The 14,164-nt window shown below is 57.5% G+C and carries 15 protein-coding genes and 1 pseudogene; 11 read left to right on the top strand and 5 right to left on the bottom strand.

Going from position 1 to position 14,164, the window contains the following annotated elements; all coding sequences use genetic code 11:
* The first annotated feature begins 71 nt into the window (after positions 1-71).
* The 9 genes from ACR0CE_RS08790 (at position 72) to ACR0CE_RS08750 (ending at position 8,998) form a co-directional block, all read left to right on the top strand.
* Positions 72-890 carry an ABC transporter ATP-binding protein gene (locus tag ACR0CE_RS08790; protein ID WP_209506937.1) on the top strand — a complete coding sequence of 273 codons (819 nt, stop codon included), beginning with the start codon at positions 72-74 and terminating at the stop codon, positions 888-890.
* A 29-nt stretch (positions 891-919) separates the two neighbouring features.
* Complete coding sequence (locus ACR0CE_RS08785; protein ID WP_209506938.1) at positions 920-1,906, top strand: branched-chain amino acid ABC transporter permease; 987 nt, start codon at positions 920-922, stop codon at positions 1,904-1,906.
* A gap of 3 nt (positions 1,907-1,909) precedes the next feature.
* A complete protein-coding gene (locus tag ACR0CE_RS08780) occupies positions 1,910-2,167 on the top strand; it encodes a hypothetical protein (protein ID WP_209506939.1) in 258 nt (85 codons plus the stop codon).
* Between the two features lie 3 nt (positions 2,168-2,170).
* Entirely contained in the window at positions 2,171-3,247 is a 1,077-nt protein-coding gene (locus ACR0CE_RS08775) for a branched-chain amino acid ABC transporter permease (protein ID WP_480482437.1), read from the top strand.
* Between the two features lie 74 nt (positions 3,248-3,321).
* Positions 3,322-4,605 carry an ABC transporter substrate-binding protein gene (locus ACR0CE_RS08770; protein ID WP_267363927.1) on the top strand — a complete coding sequence of 428 codons (1,284 nt, stop codon included), beginning with the start codon at positions 3,322-3,324 and terminating at the stop codon, positions 4,603-4,605.
* A gap of 111 nt (positions 4,606-4,716) precedes the next feature.
* The gene (locus tag ACR0CE_RS08765) at positions 4,717-5,550 is read left to right on the top strand and encodes an ABC transporter ATP-binding protein (RefSeq protein WP_209598951.1); all 834 of its coding nucleotides are present in this window, start codon (positions 4,717-4,719) and stop codon (positions 5,548-5,550) included.
* 19 nt (positions 5,551-5,569) lie between these two features.
* Positions 5,570-6,787, top strand: a complete 1,218-nt coding sequence (locus tag ACR0CE_RS08760) for a phenylacetate--CoA ligase family protein (RefSeq protein WP_209507011.1) — start codon at positions 5,570-5,572, stop codon at positions 6,785-6,787.
* Positions 6,788-6,909: 122 nt separating this feature from the next.
* Entirely contained in the window at positions 6,910-8,574 is a 1,665-nt protein-coding gene (locus tag ACR0CE_RS08755; RefSeq protein ID WP_480831950.1) for an ABC transporter permease, read from the top strand.
* A 73-nt stretch (positions 8,575-8,647) separates the two neighbouring features.
* The gene (locus ACR0CE_RS08750) at positions 8,648-8,998 is read left to right on the top strand and encodes a DUF2794 domain-containing protein (protein ID WP_209598949.1); all 351 of its coding nucleotides are present in this window, start codon (positions 8,648-8,650) and stop codon (positions 8,996-8,998) included.
* Positions 8,999-9,001: 3 nt separating this feature from the next.
* Here ACR0CE_RS08750 and ACR0CE_RS08745 read toward each other — a convergent pair whose 3' ends face one another.
* From ACR0CE_RS08745 to ACR0CE_RS08730, 4 genes and pseudogenes are all read right to left on the bottom strand, one after another.
* On the bottom strand, positions 9,002-9,568 hold the full coding sequence (locus ACR0CE_RS08745; RefSeq protein ID WP_480832156.1) for a C40 family peptidase: 567 nt from the start codon (positions 9,566-9,568) through the stop codon (positions 9,002-9,004).
* A gap of 72 nt (positions 9,569-9,640) precedes the next feature.
* Positions 9,641-9,883 (bottom strand): annotated as a pseudogene (locus ACR0CE_RS08740) (hypothetical protein); the annotation flags it as partial.
* Entirely contained in the window at positions 9,880-11,262 is a 1,383-nt protein-coding gene (locus ACR0CE_RS08735; protein WP_480831947.1) for a leucyl aminopeptidase family protein, read from the bottom strand. The pseudogene ACR0CE_RS08740 and the gene ACR0CE_RS08735, both read right to left, overlap by 4 nt.
* A gap of 63 nt (positions 11,263-11,325) precedes the next feature.
* A complete protein-coding gene (locus tag ACR0CE_RS08730) occupies positions 11,326-11,715 on the bottom strand; it encodes a hypothetical protein (protein ID WP_480622696.1) in 390 nt (129 codons plus the stop codon).
* A gap of 144 nt (positions 11,716-11,859) precedes the next feature.
* On the opposite strand from ACR0CE_RS08730, the gene ACR0CE_RS08725 reads away from it, so the two are divergent.
* Positions 11,860-12,510, top strand: coding sequence for a carbonic anhydrase (locus ACR0CE_RS08725; protein ID WP_267363919.1), 651 nt, complete (start codon positions 11,860-11,862; stop codon positions 12,508-12,510).
* Between the two features lie 97 nt (positions 12,511-12,607).
* Positions 12,608-13,144 (top strand): SRPBCC family protein, encoded by a 537-nt coding sequence (locus ACR0CE_RS08720; protein WP_480831945.1) that lies wholly within the window; start codon positions 12,608-12,610, stop codon positions 13,142-13,144.
* Between the two features lie 63 nt (positions 13,145-13,207).
* On the opposite strand, the gene ACR0CE_RS08715 is transcribed toward ACR0CE_RS08720, so the two are convergent.
* Positions 13,208-14,125: an endonuclease/exonuclease/phosphatase family protein gene (locus ACR0CE_RS08715; RefSeq protein WP_480773074.1), complete on the bottom strand. Its 918-nt coding sequence runs from the start codon at positions 14,123-14,125 to the stop codon at positions 13,208-13,210.
* Positions 14,126-14,164 lie beyond the last annotated feature (39 nt).

Genomic DNA, 14,164 nt, shown 5'->3' with positions numbered 1-14,164 from the left:
CATAGCAACGCGCGACCTGCGGCCATCGCCACGCCCGCCATCCCGTTTTTGCGCAAGTCAGGGAGTGACTGATGCTGGATAACGCCGAAGGATATGTCACCGAAGACGGTCGCAAGATCGGCGGCGTGGTGATGGAGATGAAGAACATCACCCTGCGCTTTGGCGGCGTCGTGGCCATCAAGGATATCTCGTTCGATATTCGCGAGGGTGAGATTCGCGCCATCATCGGGCCGAACGGGGCCGGGAAATCGTCGATGCTGAACGTTATCTCGGGGTTCTATGTCCCGCAGGAGGGCGAGGTCTGGTTCCACGGATCAAAACGCCCGCCCATGCGCCCCTTTGAGGTGGCGCAGCAGGGAATCGCGCGGACGTTCCAGAACATCGCCCTGTTCGAGGGGATGAGTGTTTTGGACAACGTCATGACCGGGCGCTTGAACTTCATGCAGACCAACATCCTCCAGCAGGCGTGGTGGAAGGGAAAGGCCGAGGCGGAAGAGGTTGAAAACCGTGAGGCGGTCGAGAAGATCATCGATTTCCTTGAAATCCAGCACATCCGCAAGACGCCCGTTGCGCGCTTGCCTTATGGCCTGAAAAAACGCGTCGAACTGGCTCGCGCACTGGCAGCAGAGCCAAAGCTCTTGCTGCTGGATGAACCGATGGCGGGCATGAATGTCGAAGAGAAAGAGGACATGAGCCGCTTTATCCTCGACGTGAATGACGAATTCGGCACCACCATCGCCCTGATCGAACACGATATGGGCGTGGTGATGGACCTGAGCGACCGCGTGGTCGTGATGGATTACGGCAAGAAGATTGGTGACGGTACACCCGACGAGGTGCGCAACAATCAGGAAGTCATCGACGCCTATCTGGGGGTCAGCCATGACTGAGACCAAAGCAGATATCCGGGGAGGCACATATGCCTGAGCAGTTAATTTTTGCCACGGAGGTCATCCTTAACGGTCTGATGGCCGGGGTGCTTTATGCGCTGGTCGCGCTGGGCTTTGTGCTGATCTACAAGGCATCCGGGATTTTCAATTACGCGCAAGGGGTTATGGCCCTGTTTGCGGCGATGACACTGGTCGGGATCATGAACGGGCAGGTGCCTTTCGCGCATTTGATCAACGCGACCTTCGGCACTCATGTCTATAACTTCGGCTGGAACATCCCCGCCCTGCTGGCGATCATCCTGACAATGGGCGTGATGGTTCTGCTGGCCTGGTGTGTGCAGCGCTTTGTCATGCGGCATCTGGTTGGGCAGGAGCCGATCATCCTGTTCATGGCCACGATCGGTCTGGCCTATTTCCTTGAAGGCGTGGCCGACCTGATGTGGGGCTCCGAGATCAAGACGCTGGATGTGGGTCTGCCGCAGGGCATCAACCTGTGGATAGACGAGGTCACCTTTAACATCTTCGGCTATGGCTTCTTCATCGACAACCTCGACATCGTGGCAACCGTGATTGCGGCGCTTCTGGTGGCGGCACTGGTGGCCTTCAGCCAGTACACAAAGCAGGGCCGGGCCATGCGCGCGGTGGCGGATGACCATCAGGCGGCACTTTCGGTCGGGATCTCGCTCAACTTCATCTGGGTCATGGTCTGGTCGGTGGCCGGGTTCGTGGCGCTGGTCGCGGGGATCATGTGGGGCACCAAATCGGGCGTACAGTTCTCGCTGTCGCTGATCGCGCTCAAGGCGCTGCCGGTGTTGATGCTGGGCGGGTTCACATCGATCCCCGGTGCCATCGTCGGCGGTCTGATCATCGGAGTAGGCGAGAAATTGTTCGAATTCTCGATTGGCCCGCTGGTCGGCGGCGCGACCGAAAACTGGTTCGCCTATGTGCTGGCGCTGATCTTTCTGGTGTTCCGACCGCAGGGTCTGTTTGGGGAGAAGATCATTGAGAGGGTGTAACGCATGACCAAGCTGATCGCCATCATCAACGTGATCGCATGGGCGGGGTTCTGGGCCTTTGGCTATATCGCGCTGACCTCGAATGACCTGACTGACAGCCAGTTGACGATTGCCGCGATCCTGGCCTTTGCCGGTCTGATCATGGGTGTTCTGGCCTACCTGAAACTGGTGCGCGCCTCTGAGGCGAGCGGATATGCCAAAGGGTCCAGCCAGCTGGACGCCGCGACCCGAAACCGGGCGCAGGAAGAATGGGGAAAGTAACAGATGTTCTATCGTGAGGCCGGAGATTTCAAAACCTCCTACGTGGATGACAGCCAGACTTTCCCGATCAAGTTCGACCGGTACCGGTACTATGTCGTTCTGGCGGTGGCGTTTGGGATCATTCCGTTCATCATCAACGACTATTGGGCAAACGCCCTGCTGCTGCCCTTTCTGATCTATGCCATCGCGGCGATCGGATTGAACATACTCGTGGGCTATTGCGGGCAGGTCAGCCTTGGTACAGGCGGTTTCATGGCGGTGGGTGCTTATGCCTGCTACAAGTTGATGACCGCATTTCCAGATGTCAGCATGTTCATTCATGTCCTGTTGGCTGGTGGTATCACAGCGATTGTAGGCGTCTTGTTCGGCCTGCCTTCCCTGCGGATCAAGGGGTTCTATCTGGCGGTGGCCACGCTTGCGGCACAGTTCTTTCTGGTCTGGCTCTTCAACCGGGTGCCGTGGTTTTACAACTACTCGGCCTCGGGTCAGATCAACGCGCCCGAGCGTGACGTGTTCGGCATCATCATCTCGGGCCCGAACGCCCCGGCCTGGGCGACCTACCTGTTCTGCCTGATCTTCCTGACCTTCAGCGCGATTATTGCGCGCAACCTGACCCGCGGCACGACCGGGCGGACATGGATGGCGATCCGCGACATGGATATCGCCGCCGAAATCATCGGGGTGAACCCGTTGAAAGCCAAGATCAGCGCTTTCGCTGTCAGCTCGTTCTTTGTGGGCATCGCAGGGGCCTTGTTCTTTGCCGTCTATCTCGGCGCGGTCGAGGTGGGCGAAGCATTCGGCATTCAGAAGTCATTCCTGGTGCTGTTTATGGTGATTATCGGCGGATTAGGCTCGATTTTCGGATCTTTTGCCGGGGCGGCCTTCCTCGTGCTGCTGCCGGTTCTGCTCAAACTGGTTGGCGTCGATCTTCTGGGTTGGCCGACCGATATCGTTGCCCATCTTCAGCTGGTGATCGTGGGCGCGCTGATCATCATGTTCCTGATCCTGGAACCCCACGGTCTGGCACAGTTGTGGCGCGTTGCGAAAGAGAAACTCAGACTCTGGCCGTTCCCGCACTGAGGGCTGGCCCAATCATAAAGACGGGTGATCAAGCCCGAACTCAATATCGGATCAATCAAGGGAGGAGACACCCGATGAACAAGAAACTGGCAACCGTGGCGCTGAGCGCCCTGATGGCGGCAGGACCTGCGATGGCGGATCTTGTGTTCCCGTCGCTCAGCTATCGAACCGGGCCCTATGCGGCCGGTGGTATTCCATTCGCGGACGGTTACGCCGACTATTTCACTCTTCTGAACGAGCGGGACGGTGGCATTGGCGGTGTACCAGCAAACGTGATCGAATGCGAAACCGGGTATAACACCGAAAAAGGCGTGGAATGCTATGAATCCACCAAAGGTGAAGGCGCGCTGGTGTATCAGCCGCTGTCGACCGGTATCACCTATCAGCTGATCCCCAAAGTGACCGCAGACGGCATTCCTCTGCACACGATGGGGTATGGCCGGACCTCGGCTGCGAACGGCAAAGTGTTCAGCCACGTGTTCAACTATCCGGCCAACTACTGGAACGGTGCGTCCGGTGCGATCAACTATCTGCTGGATGAAAATGGCGGTGACCTGAGCGGCAAGAAGATTGCGCTGGTCTATCACAATTCTGCTTACGGCAAGGAACCGATCCGGACGCTGGAAACTCTGGCTGAAAAGCATGGGTATGAGCTGTCCTTGCTGCCGGTTGATCACCCAGGACAGGAGCAGAAGTCGCAATGGCTGCAAATTCGCCGTGAAAAGCCTGACTATGTCATCATGTGGGGTTGGGGCGTCATGAACCAGGTTGCGGTTCAGGAAGCGGCCAACATCCGTTTCCCGATGGAAAACTTCATTGGTGTCTGGTGGTCTGGCGCGGAATTCGACGTTCAGCCTGCTGGCGAAAAAGCGACCGGTTACAAGGCGCTGACCTTTACCGGCCTTGGCATGGACTATCCTGTCTATGACGACCTGAAAAAGTACGTCGTTGACTCGGGCAAGGCTGCGGGTGCCGGCGATCAGCTGGGTACAGTTCAGTATAACCGTGGTCTTTACGCCGCCATGCTGGCAGCCGAGGCTGTGAAAACGGCGCAGGCGATGCACGGAACCGCTGATATCGACGCGTCGATGATGCGCGACGGCATGGAAGCACTGGAAATGACCAACGCCAAGATGGAAGCGCTTGGCATGTCCGGGTTCGGCCCTGAATTCTCGGTCTCTTGCGAAAACCACGGCGGCCCCGGCCTTGTCGGTGTTGTTCAGTGGGATGCGGCGACTGGCGCCTGGAATCCGGTACAGGACTTCAAACCGACAGATGCCGAAGTTATCGGCGCGTTGATCGAAGAAGATTCCGGTGCCTACGCAACCGAAAACAGCATCTCGCCACGTTGCGAGTAAGGCATGTTGCGCCACGGATGTGATCCGGGGCGTTCAGACAACCGGAGCGGCGGGTCACCTGCCGCTCCTCACGAACAGCCCCGGAACGGGCAGGCATGAGGAAACGCGCTGATGCTGGATGCGGCACAAACCACTGACGTGCAGGCGGAAACCCTGCTTGAGGTCAATAATATCGAGGTGATCTACAACCACGTGATCCTCGTGTTGAAAGGCGTCAGCCTGAGCGTTCCAAAGGGCGGCATCACAGCGTTGTTGGGCGGCAATGGTGCGGGCAAGACAACCACGCTCAAGGCCGTTTCGAACCTGCTGCATTCCGAACGCGGAGAAGTCACCAAAGGTTCGATCAAGTATCGCGGCCAGAACGTGCATGAAAGCGATCCGGCCGATCTGGTTGAAAAGGGTGTCATTCAGGTGATGGAAGGCCGCCACTGTTTCGAGCACCTGACCGTCGAAGAAAACTTGCTGACCGGCGCCTACACCCGCAAAGACGGGGCGGCTGCGGTCCAGCAGGATCTTGAGATGGTTTACGCATATTTCCCCCGGCTCAAGGAACGCCGCCGGTCGCAGGCAGGCTATACTTCGGGTGGTGAACAGCAGATGGTTGCCATGGGGCGGGCGTTGATGTCGCGGCCCGAGACGATTTTGCTGGACGAACCCTCAATGGGTCTTGCTCCGCAGTTGGTCGAAGAGATTTTCAGTATCGTGAAGGACCTCAACGAAAAAGAGGGCGTGTCCTTTCTGCTGGCAGAGCAGAACACCAACGTCGCCCTGCGCTTTGCGCATTACGGCTATATTCTTGAATCCGGGCGTGTCGTGATGGATGGCCCGGCCGCTGACCTGCGCGAAAACCCGGATGTGAAAGAGTTTTATCTGGGTATGTCCGACGAGGGCCGCAAAAGCTTTCGTGATGTGCGGTCCTATCGTCGTCGCAAAAGGTGGCTGTGAGCGGATGGAGGATATGGCGATGACCTATTTCGACGCACTCGAAACACGCTCGGCAGACGAACGCGCCTCAGATCAGGCCGGGGCACTTGTGGAGCAGATCAAACGCGCGATGTCGGCCCCTGGATTTGCGTCGCATTTGTCAGAATCAGACACTAATAAGGTAAAGTCAGCAGAAGATTTGCCGACATTGCCCGTTCTGCGGAAATCGGATTTGACCCGGGCACAGGCCAAACGCCCCCCGTTTGGCGGATTTACGGTAAAACCCGCGCGGCATTTCCATCATGTGTTCCAGTCGCCCGGGCCGATCTATGAGCCGGGCAGCACTGATCACGACTGGTGGCGCATGGGCCGTTTCCTGAATGCCGCGGGCGTTGGCGCAGGGGACATCGTCCAGAACTGTTTTGGGTATCATCTGACGCCGGCCGGTATGATCTTTGAAAATGGCGCACGGGCTGTTGGCGCGGCTGTTCTGCCCGCAGGGACCGGACAAACCGAGTTGCAGGTGACTGCCGCCCGCGATGTTGGCTGTACGGCCTATGCAGGAACGCCGGATTACCTGAAGGTCATTCTGGACAAAGCCGATGAGATGGGCGTTTCACTGCATTTCTCGAAAGCCGCCGTTGGAGGTGGGGCCTTGTTCCCGTCTCTGCGACAGGAATACGCCGACCGGGGTATCTCGTGCCTGCAATGTTACGCGACAGCGGATCTGGGCAATATTGCTTATGAAAGCGCCGCGATCGACGGGATGATCATCGACGAGCACGTGATTGTCGAGATTGTGACACCTGGAACCGGAACTCCGGTGGCACCGGGTGAGGTGGGTGAGGTCGTGGTGACCTCTCTCAACCCCGATTACCCGCTGATCCGCTTTGCGACAGGCGACCTTTCCGCCGTGATGCCGGGGATTTCCCCCTGCGGTCGCACGAACACCCGGATCAAAGGTTGGATGGGGCGTGCAGATCAGACGACCAAGATCAAAGGTATGTTCGTGCGTCCGGAACAGGTTGCCGCTTTGGTCGACAAGCATGAGGAAATCGTCAAGGCTCGTGTCATCGCCACCCGTCAGGGCGAGATGGATTCGATGACTGTCCAGATCGAAAGCACAGGCGGGGATGATACGGCATATGCCAGATCGGTGGCCGAAGTGCTGAAACTGAAAGGCGCAATCGAAGTCGTCGCCCCCGGCTCGCTGCCCAAAGACGGGTTGGTGATCGAGGATCAGCGCGTCTACGAATAGTGGTGAATAACAGGTCTGCGGCAGTTTGTGCCGCAGATTTGTTGACCGACGCACTGGTGTTTCCGAGCATTTTGGTCGATTAAAGGCGTACCCTAAGCCTTTGCCAATCAAAAGCCGGGATAATGGCCCAGATCGACTATTCAGAAAACGGATCACGCAATCGCGGTGTACGCGGCACACGGCTGTTGGCCGCAGTTGCTTATCTTGTGGCTGCCGCATGCTTGTTGCCCATGGTGGCCGTGGTTCTGGCGGCAGTGACGGGCGGGACAGATACGATCTCGCACCTGATGGAAACGGTGCTGCCCAGCTATACTGTGACGACCCTGATCCTTGTGGTGCTGGTCGCGGCGGGTACGTTCAGTATCGGCACGGGCGCTGCCTGGCTGGTGACGATGACCCGCTTTCCCGGTGTCAGGATCCTTGAGATCGCGCTGGTCTTGCCCTTGGCTTTTCCGGCATATGTGCTTGCTTATGCGTACACCTTTATTCTGGATCATCCGGGTATCGTTCAAAGCACTTTGCGGGATGTAACGGGTTGGGGGCCGCGCGACTATTGGTTCCCTGAAATCCGTTCGACCGGGGGCGCTGCGGTGATGCTGATTCTGGTGCTGTACCCTTATGTCTACCTGCTGGCGCGGGCTGCGTTCCTGCAACAAAGTGCTTCGGCGTTTCTGGCTGCTCGGGCGCTGGGCAACAATCCATGGCTGGCGTTTCGGCGCGTCTCGCTGCCGATGGCGCGCCCGGCAATTGCCGGTGGTGTGCTTCTGGCCATCATGGAAACCATCGCCGATTTCGGAACCGTGTCTTATTTCGGTGTGCAGACCTTTGCGACCGGGATTTACACCAGCTGGTTTTCAATGGCCGACCGTGCGGCGGCGGCGCAGCTGGCCTGGTGCCTGCTTGTCTTTGCACTGATCATGGCTGTGGCCGAACGCACCCAGCGCGGTAAGGCAAAATACTATCAGGCCGGAAAGAAACATGCTGCCCAACCGGCGGAACACCTGACCGGTCTTCGCGCCGTCGCGGCATTCCTGTTATGTACGATACCCGTTATTTTCGGGTTTCTGTTGCCCGTTATCATACTGGTCGAGATGGGTTTGGAATCGGAACAGAACCTGCTGTCGCGGCGCTATATCGGTTTCATCCAGAACTCGCTGACCCTTGCTGGCACGGCCGCGGTCGTCACTGTCTTTGCGGCGATCTGTGTCGGGTTCTTTCAACGTCTGAGACCCGGGCGCGCGTCGTCGGCGACGGCCTACATGGCGCGGCTGGGATATGCCGTGCCCGGTGGCGTCATCGCAGTCGGTTTGATTGTACCTTTCGCCAGCTTTGACAACGCGCTGGATGCCTGGATGCGGCAGACATTCGATGTGTCCACGGGGTTGTTGGTTACCGGTTCAATCTGGCTGTTGGTCGCCGCCTACATGGTGCGATTCCTTGCCGCCGCGCTCAGCGCATATGAGGGGGGTCAAAGCACGGTTCATGCCAATATGGATGCCGCGGCCCGCTCGTTGGGGCAAACCCCGCTGGGAACATTGCGGCGCGTTCACCTGCCCATTTTAACGCCGTCGCTGCTGACCGCGCTGTTGATCGTCTTTGTGGACGTGATGAAGGAATTGCCTGCCACCCTGATCATGCGCCCGTTCAACTTCGACACACTGGCCGTACAGGCGTACAGGCTTGCCTCGGATGAGAGGCTTGAGGGCGCCGCCGTGCCGTCGCTGGTCATTCTGGCGGTCGGCCTGCTGCCGGTAATCCTGATCTGCCGTCAAGTTGGTCGACGGTAACACTTGTGTTGTAAAAGCCGGGCAACAGCGCATCAGGCTTGATTCAAACATGATTTCCGGCAAGGCTGGCGGTATGAACATGCAGCCTCCTAACCGGTTTTCGGCAAACGCAGCGCAGATGCCCGTGGCCTTTGACCGGCATGAGATGTCGCAAATCCTGTCCGTTTATGGACGGATGGTCGCCGCCGGAGAGTGGCGAGACTATGGTATCTCAAACCTGCGCGACATGGCGGTATTCTCGATCTTCCGGCGCACCGCAGAGCACCCGATCTACCGCGTCGAAAAGCACCCACGCCTGAAGTCCCGGCAGGGGATGTACTCAGTCATAGGTATGGATGGCCGCATCCTGAAACGCGGCCATGATCTGCGCGCGGTACTGCGGGTGCTGGAACGCAAGCTCATCCGGGCCGTAAACCCGGATTAGAGCCTAAGACGCAGGATGTCGCCCATATCCTGTTACAGCCCCGAACTCTTTTCGGCCGATACGAGAAATAGCGTCGTCCAAAGGTTCTTTGGCAACAGCCATGTGATGTGCGTTTGCATGCAGAAGCGTGTCCTGATCCAGCATCATGCCTACGTGACCTTTCCAAAACACCAGATCACCACGGCGAAGCTCGGGTTTTGAGATTGGCTTGAAGAACTCTGCTTGCATGTCGCTATCGCGAGGGCAGGGTAATCCGCAAGAATGAAAAGCGATTTGAATCAGTCCCGAACAGTCAAGTCCAAGCCCGGTATCGCCACCGTAGATGTAAGGGGTCGTAAGAAACTGTTCTGCTATGGCTGCAGGATCAGAACCCAGCCAGTCTTTTTCGACCAGCTGTGTTTCGCGAATGTACCGCGGTGTTGGAATGTGGCCCTCTTCTTTCACGCAAACCCACCCGGTCGAACGAATGGTGTTTTCGCGTTCTGAATCACGGCGTGGCCAGTATTCTACACCAGCGGCAAAAGGCAGAATCCGTTCGTTCGCGTTCTTGGTCACATCGGGGTGTTCCAATGAAACTGCTCTAGGCACGGAAACGCGGTGCGTTGGCTGAAGTGGCCGTCTTTCTATTTCCTGTCGCACCCACCCAACATAGCCATCTTTTTCGCGAAACCCGAACAGGTGGTTCTGCGTCCGTTCCAAGATGATGAATACTTCTCCACACACCATTTGGCACCGCCGGCTACCATTGGGTTTGTCCAGAACGTCCCGCACAACCGATTGGATACGATATGTTTCACCATCCGTGAAATCGTCAGCGTCGATATGACCTTTCAACGATGAATGCGCTACTCGTCCGTTGAAGGGGAGCAATCTGTGATCCGTCATAACCCCAATACCTCCGGTAAGGCCGACAGCACTGCGCGTGTTCCCTGACCCAGACCGCCTTTTGTGCGGCCGGGTTCATTGCTGGGTTGCCACGCGTAGATGTCAAAATGGATATAGCGGCTGGACCCTACGAACCGGCGCAGAAACAGCGCGGCGGTGATAGACCCGGCAAACCCGCCCGAGGGGGCATTGTCCAGATCGGCAATGCCGGGTTCGATCATCGCCTCGTAGGGTGTGTGAAAGGGCATTCTCCAGACCGGATCAGCAGACGTTTTGGCCGCTTGTGTCAAGGCCACGGCGCAGCTTTCGTCGTCGGTGTAAAACGGTGCCAGATCAGGGCCCACGGCCACGCGCGCCGCACCGGTCAGCGTTGCCATCGAGATCACCAGATCGGGATTCCCTTCATCCGCCAAAGTCAGCGCATCAGCCAGAACCAGACGCCCTTCGGCGTCGGTGTTGTTGATTTCAACGGTCAGACCCTTGCGTGAGGTCAGGATATCACCGGGGCGGAAGGCATTGCCTGATACCGCGTTTTCAACGGCCGGGATCAGAACCTGCAGTTGCAGGGGAAGGTCCAGCGCCATGATCATCCGGGCCAGTCCCAACACATTGGCCGCGCCACCCATGTCTTTTTTCATCAGGCCCATGGATGCGCCCGGTTTCAAATTCAGCCCGCCGGTATCGAAACATACACCTTTGCCCACCAGTGTCAGTCTGGGGCCACTAGTGCCCCAGTTCAGCTCGATCAGCCTGGGGGCCTGTTCCGCGGCCCGCCCTACCGTGTGAATCATGGGAAAGTTCTGGTCCAGCAGCGCATGGCCGGTGATCACGTTGCAAGACGCGCCGAATTCATCCGCCAGAACCTCGACCGCTTGCTGCAACTGATCCGGCCCCATGTCCGAAGTGGGCGTGTTGACCAGATCGCGCGTCAGAGCCTCGGCATTTGCCATGGCTTCGATACGGGCGGCGTTGATGCCGTCAGGTGCAATCAATGCCGCTGACCCTCCAGTCTGGGACGCGTATCGATCAAAAGCATAGGCGGTCATCAGCCAGCCAAGACACTCCATCTCCAATAAATCCGCAGGAATGCCCGAAGCAATGCCGTAGGTGCCTTCCGGCAGGGCCATGGCCGCCGCGGCAAGGGGGAACCGTTTGCGCACACGTTTTTCTTCGGTTCCGTAACCGGCCAGCGCGAATTCAATTGCGCCGTTCGTGGCTGGCACAAGCAGGACCTGCCCCAGCGCACCGGAAAACCCGTTTGCTGCGACCCAGGACTGCACGCGCTCGGGCTGATCCAGAAGCCAGCCGTCCAAATCCGGCTGCGCGATCACATGAAGCGGTACGGAAGGGTCAGAGGATGGGGCGAAGGACAGTGTCATGGGCGCCTCGGCAGATTGTTTCTGTGCACAGACTAGCCGCGCATAATCTGCCCGCAACCCCTGTCAGACGGAAAGATCCTGTTGATCCCAGACGGCTGTCAATGACCGCTCACCAACGCGGATCAGACGTCCCAGCGTTGCGCCTGCTGCTACCGCGTCACCGGCATCGACGGCCTGCGCCACGTCCCCTGCAACCCTGGCCAGAACCGTCATCCCGACCTGTTCGGAAATCGCGACCAGCGACCTTGCGCATTTGCGCAGGTCGGCCCACTTGCGCTGACGCCAAAAGCGTTCGCAGTTCGACAGGCGCACTGCCAGTTCTTCGATGGTGCGGCACAGCACATCCAGCGCGTTCTTGTCGCCCAGTTGACGGTAAAGGCCACTTAATTGATCCGAATCCAGACGGACGGATTCCTTGTGTTCAAGCGTGATTATTTTTTCCACCACATTCACCCTAATTCTGACGCCCCCACGGCGCAGGTTTGATACTGGTGGCAAATTCCTTTGCAAAACCTTGCAGAGAAATCGGATAATTGCTCGAATTTTCCTAGAATTCGGTTTAGAGGATCGATCAGCGACAAGAACGGGGACACCGTAATGGAATTTGCCAAACCTTTGCCGAGCTATCTGGTCACGCGGTATCACGGCTGGAAAGCGACCACGTATTCGGAAAACCAGGTCTGGTTCAAGCGGCTGGCAGATGAAGGGCAGCGGCCCCGGGCGATGGTGATCTCCTGCTGCGACAGCCGGGTCCATGTGACTTCGATGTTCGGTGCGGATCAGGGCGATTTCTTTATCCACCGCAATATCGCCAATCTGGTGCCTCCCTATGCGCCGGACGGCGATCATCACGGTACCAGCGCAGCAATCGAGTACGCCGTCACTTCTCTCAAGGTTGCGCATCTGATGGTTCTTGGCCATTCGCAATGCGGTGGTGTTCAGGGCTGTATCGACATGTGCAAGGGTCAGGCGCCGCAACTGGACGCAAAGGAAAGCTTTGTCGGTCGCTGGATGGACATTCTGAAACCAAAATTCGAACTTGTCGCTGATATCGAAGACAGCCTCGAACAAGCCCGGCAGCTGGAACGCCAGTCGGTTGTTGCGTCTCTTGAAAACCTGATGACGTTCCCGTTCATCTCGTCAGCGGTCGAACAGGGCACCCTGAGCCTGCACGGGTTGTGGACCGATATCGGCGCTGGCGGGTTAGAGAGTTTCGACCCCATACAGAAGAAATTCGTTCCGGTCTGACGACAGTTCATAGTGAATAAACGATGAGGAATACGGCTCTGATTCAGAGCCGTTATTTCGTATACTCCATTCATGACGTTTGAATTTGGAGCTTGCTATGAAGATGCTTAAGCGATTTCTCGCAGGGTTGTGCCTCCTTGTTTTACTGTTCATCGCAGTCTCTTACGTGTTGTCCGGCAAGGCGGAAGTGTCCCGCAGCATCACCATCGACGCCCCGGCCGCAGTGATCTTTCCGTTTGTGAATTCCATGCAAGCGACCGAGAAATGGTCACCCTGGCTGTCACGCGATCCGGAGACGAAACTAAGCTACAGTGGCCCCGAGGAAGGTGTCGGTAACAAGTTGAACTGGAGCTCGGATCACGCACAGGTCGGTACGGGGTCGCAGGAAATCGTCGAAAGCGTGGAAAATCAACTGGTCAAAACAGATCTGGACTTTGGGCAGATGGGCACGGCGTCGGCTTCGTTCACTCTGAAACCCGATGGTGACTCAACCAATGTGACTTGGGGGTTCGAATCCGATCTGGGGCTCAACCCCATGTCCCGCTGGATGGGGGTGATGATGGATAAATGGGTTGGCGGCGATTACGAGCGGGGGTTGAATAATCTGAAAGTGCTGATCGAAAATAACACCTAGACCCTTCTTGGGATCGCGACATACGTTCTGGTATGTCCACCAAGGCAGCGGGGGCCTCGCGGATCAATCCAAACGAAACCGCGCGAATTTGCCGAAATGGTCGGATCCCATGAACGGGCGCAGTTCGACTGTTCCGGTTGTTCCCTTCGGGAGCAAAAGGTTGTCGATTGGCAACGGTAGGTGCCAGCTGCCAAGATCATGAGTGTTCAGGACGGCCCCAAAACTCTGGTTGTCTGCTGCCGCCGCTATCCGCCGGACGCTTGCACCCCAAGGAACCATGTTGAAATCCCCGGCTATCAGAACCGGGCCATCCAGATCCGCAATGCGTTCCGCAATGATCCGGCTTTGGGTTGATTGGTCATAAGGAAAAGGCCAGTTCAGGTGGATCGATACGATCCAGACCAAAGACCCGTCCGGGGCTTCGACTTGTATTCCGACAAGACCATAACCTTTCAGGCAGAACCCGGACCCTTCGACAATCGGCAAAGTTGTCAGGATGGCAACGTTTTGTTCGGGACGAAACTCACAGATCACCTTTTCGGGGTAATGCTCGAACAGGTTGCTCATGTATTCACGGTTGTGACTCGAGACTTCCTGCAACGTCACGATCTGAGCATCGGATTCAATGATGTCGTCGGCCAGCGAATACCGGGGCCACGCCCGGCTCATAAGGTTCTTTTGATACAGGGTCAGACACGGACCGTCGCAGTCCTTGGGCGGGGCGGCGAAACTGGTTGCGATTGATCCGACAGCAACGGCGGCAAAGGCCAGGGTGACCAAAGCAAGGTATCTGGCGCGCATATACAGCAGGATCGCGGCACACGGCAAAAGCAGAACGCCGGCTTGTGGGCGGAAAAGCGCAAAGGAATCTCCGACCGCCAGGAATTGCCCGGTAAACCCGATGAGGATAAGCCCAACCAGAATGCCTGTACATCCTAAGATCAGGTATCTTCCAATTCTGCGTTTGGTCGAATTTCCCATGCTCTGCCTCTGATGCCCTGTGCAGGGCACCACCTGTTG

Source organism: Ruegeria sp. L11 (assembly GCF_056531755.1).
This window is presented reverse-complemented; position numbering and strand designations above follow the sequence as displayed.

Coding starts and splice junctions, on each gene's coding strand:
- ACR0CE_RS08790 (WP_209506937.1), top strand. CDS start 72: ATGCTGGATAACGCCGAAGGATATGTCACCGAAGACGGTCGCAAGATC.
- ACR0CE_RS08785 (WP_209506938.1), top strand. CDS start 920: ATGCCTGAGCAGTTAATTTTTGCCACGGAGGTCATCCTTAACGGTCTG.
- ACR0CE_RS08780 (WP_209506939.1), top strand. CDS start 1,910: ATGACCAAGCTGATCGCCATCATCAACGTGATCGCATGGGCGGGGTTC.
- ACR0CE_RS08775 (WP_480482437.1), top strand. CDS start 2,171: ATGTTCTATCGTGAGGCCGGAGATTTCAAAACCTCCTACGTGGATGAC.
- ACR0CE_RS08770 (WP_267363927.1), top strand. CDS start 3,322: ATGAACAAGAAACTGGCAACCGTGGCGCTGAGCGCCCTGATGGCGGCA.
- ACR0CE_RS08765 (WP_209598951.1), top strand. CDS start 4,717: ATGCTGGATGCGGCACAAACCACTGACGTGCAGGCGGAAACCCTGCTT.
- ACR0CE_RS08760 (WP_209507011.1), top strand. CDS start 5,570: ATGACCTATTTCGACGCACTCGAAACACGCTCGGCAGACGAACGCGCC.
- ACR0CE_RS08755 (WP_480831950.1), top strand. CDS start 6,910: ATGGCCCAGATCGACTATTCAGAAAACGGATCACGCAATCGCGGTGTA.
- ACR0CE_RS08750 (WP_209598949.1), top strand. CDS start 8,648: ATGAACATGCAGCCTCCTAACCGGTTTTCGGCAAACGCAGCGCAGATG.
- ACR0CE_RS08735 (WP_480831947.1), bottom strand. CDS start 11,262: ATGACACTGTCCTTCGCCCCATCCTCTGACCCTTCCGTACCGCTTCAT.
- ACR0CE_RS08725 (WP_267363919.1), top strand. CDS start 11,860: ATGGAATTTGCCAAACCTTTGCCGAGCTATCTGGTCACGCGGTATCAC.
- ACR0CE_RS08720 (WP_480831945.1), top strand. CDS start 12,608: ATGAAGATGCTTAAGCGATTTCTCGCAGGGTTGTGCCTCCTTGTTTTA.
- ACR0CE_RS08715 (WP_480773074.1), bottom strand. CDS start 14,125: ATGGGAAATTCGACCAAACGCAGAATTGGAAGATACCTGATCTTAGGA.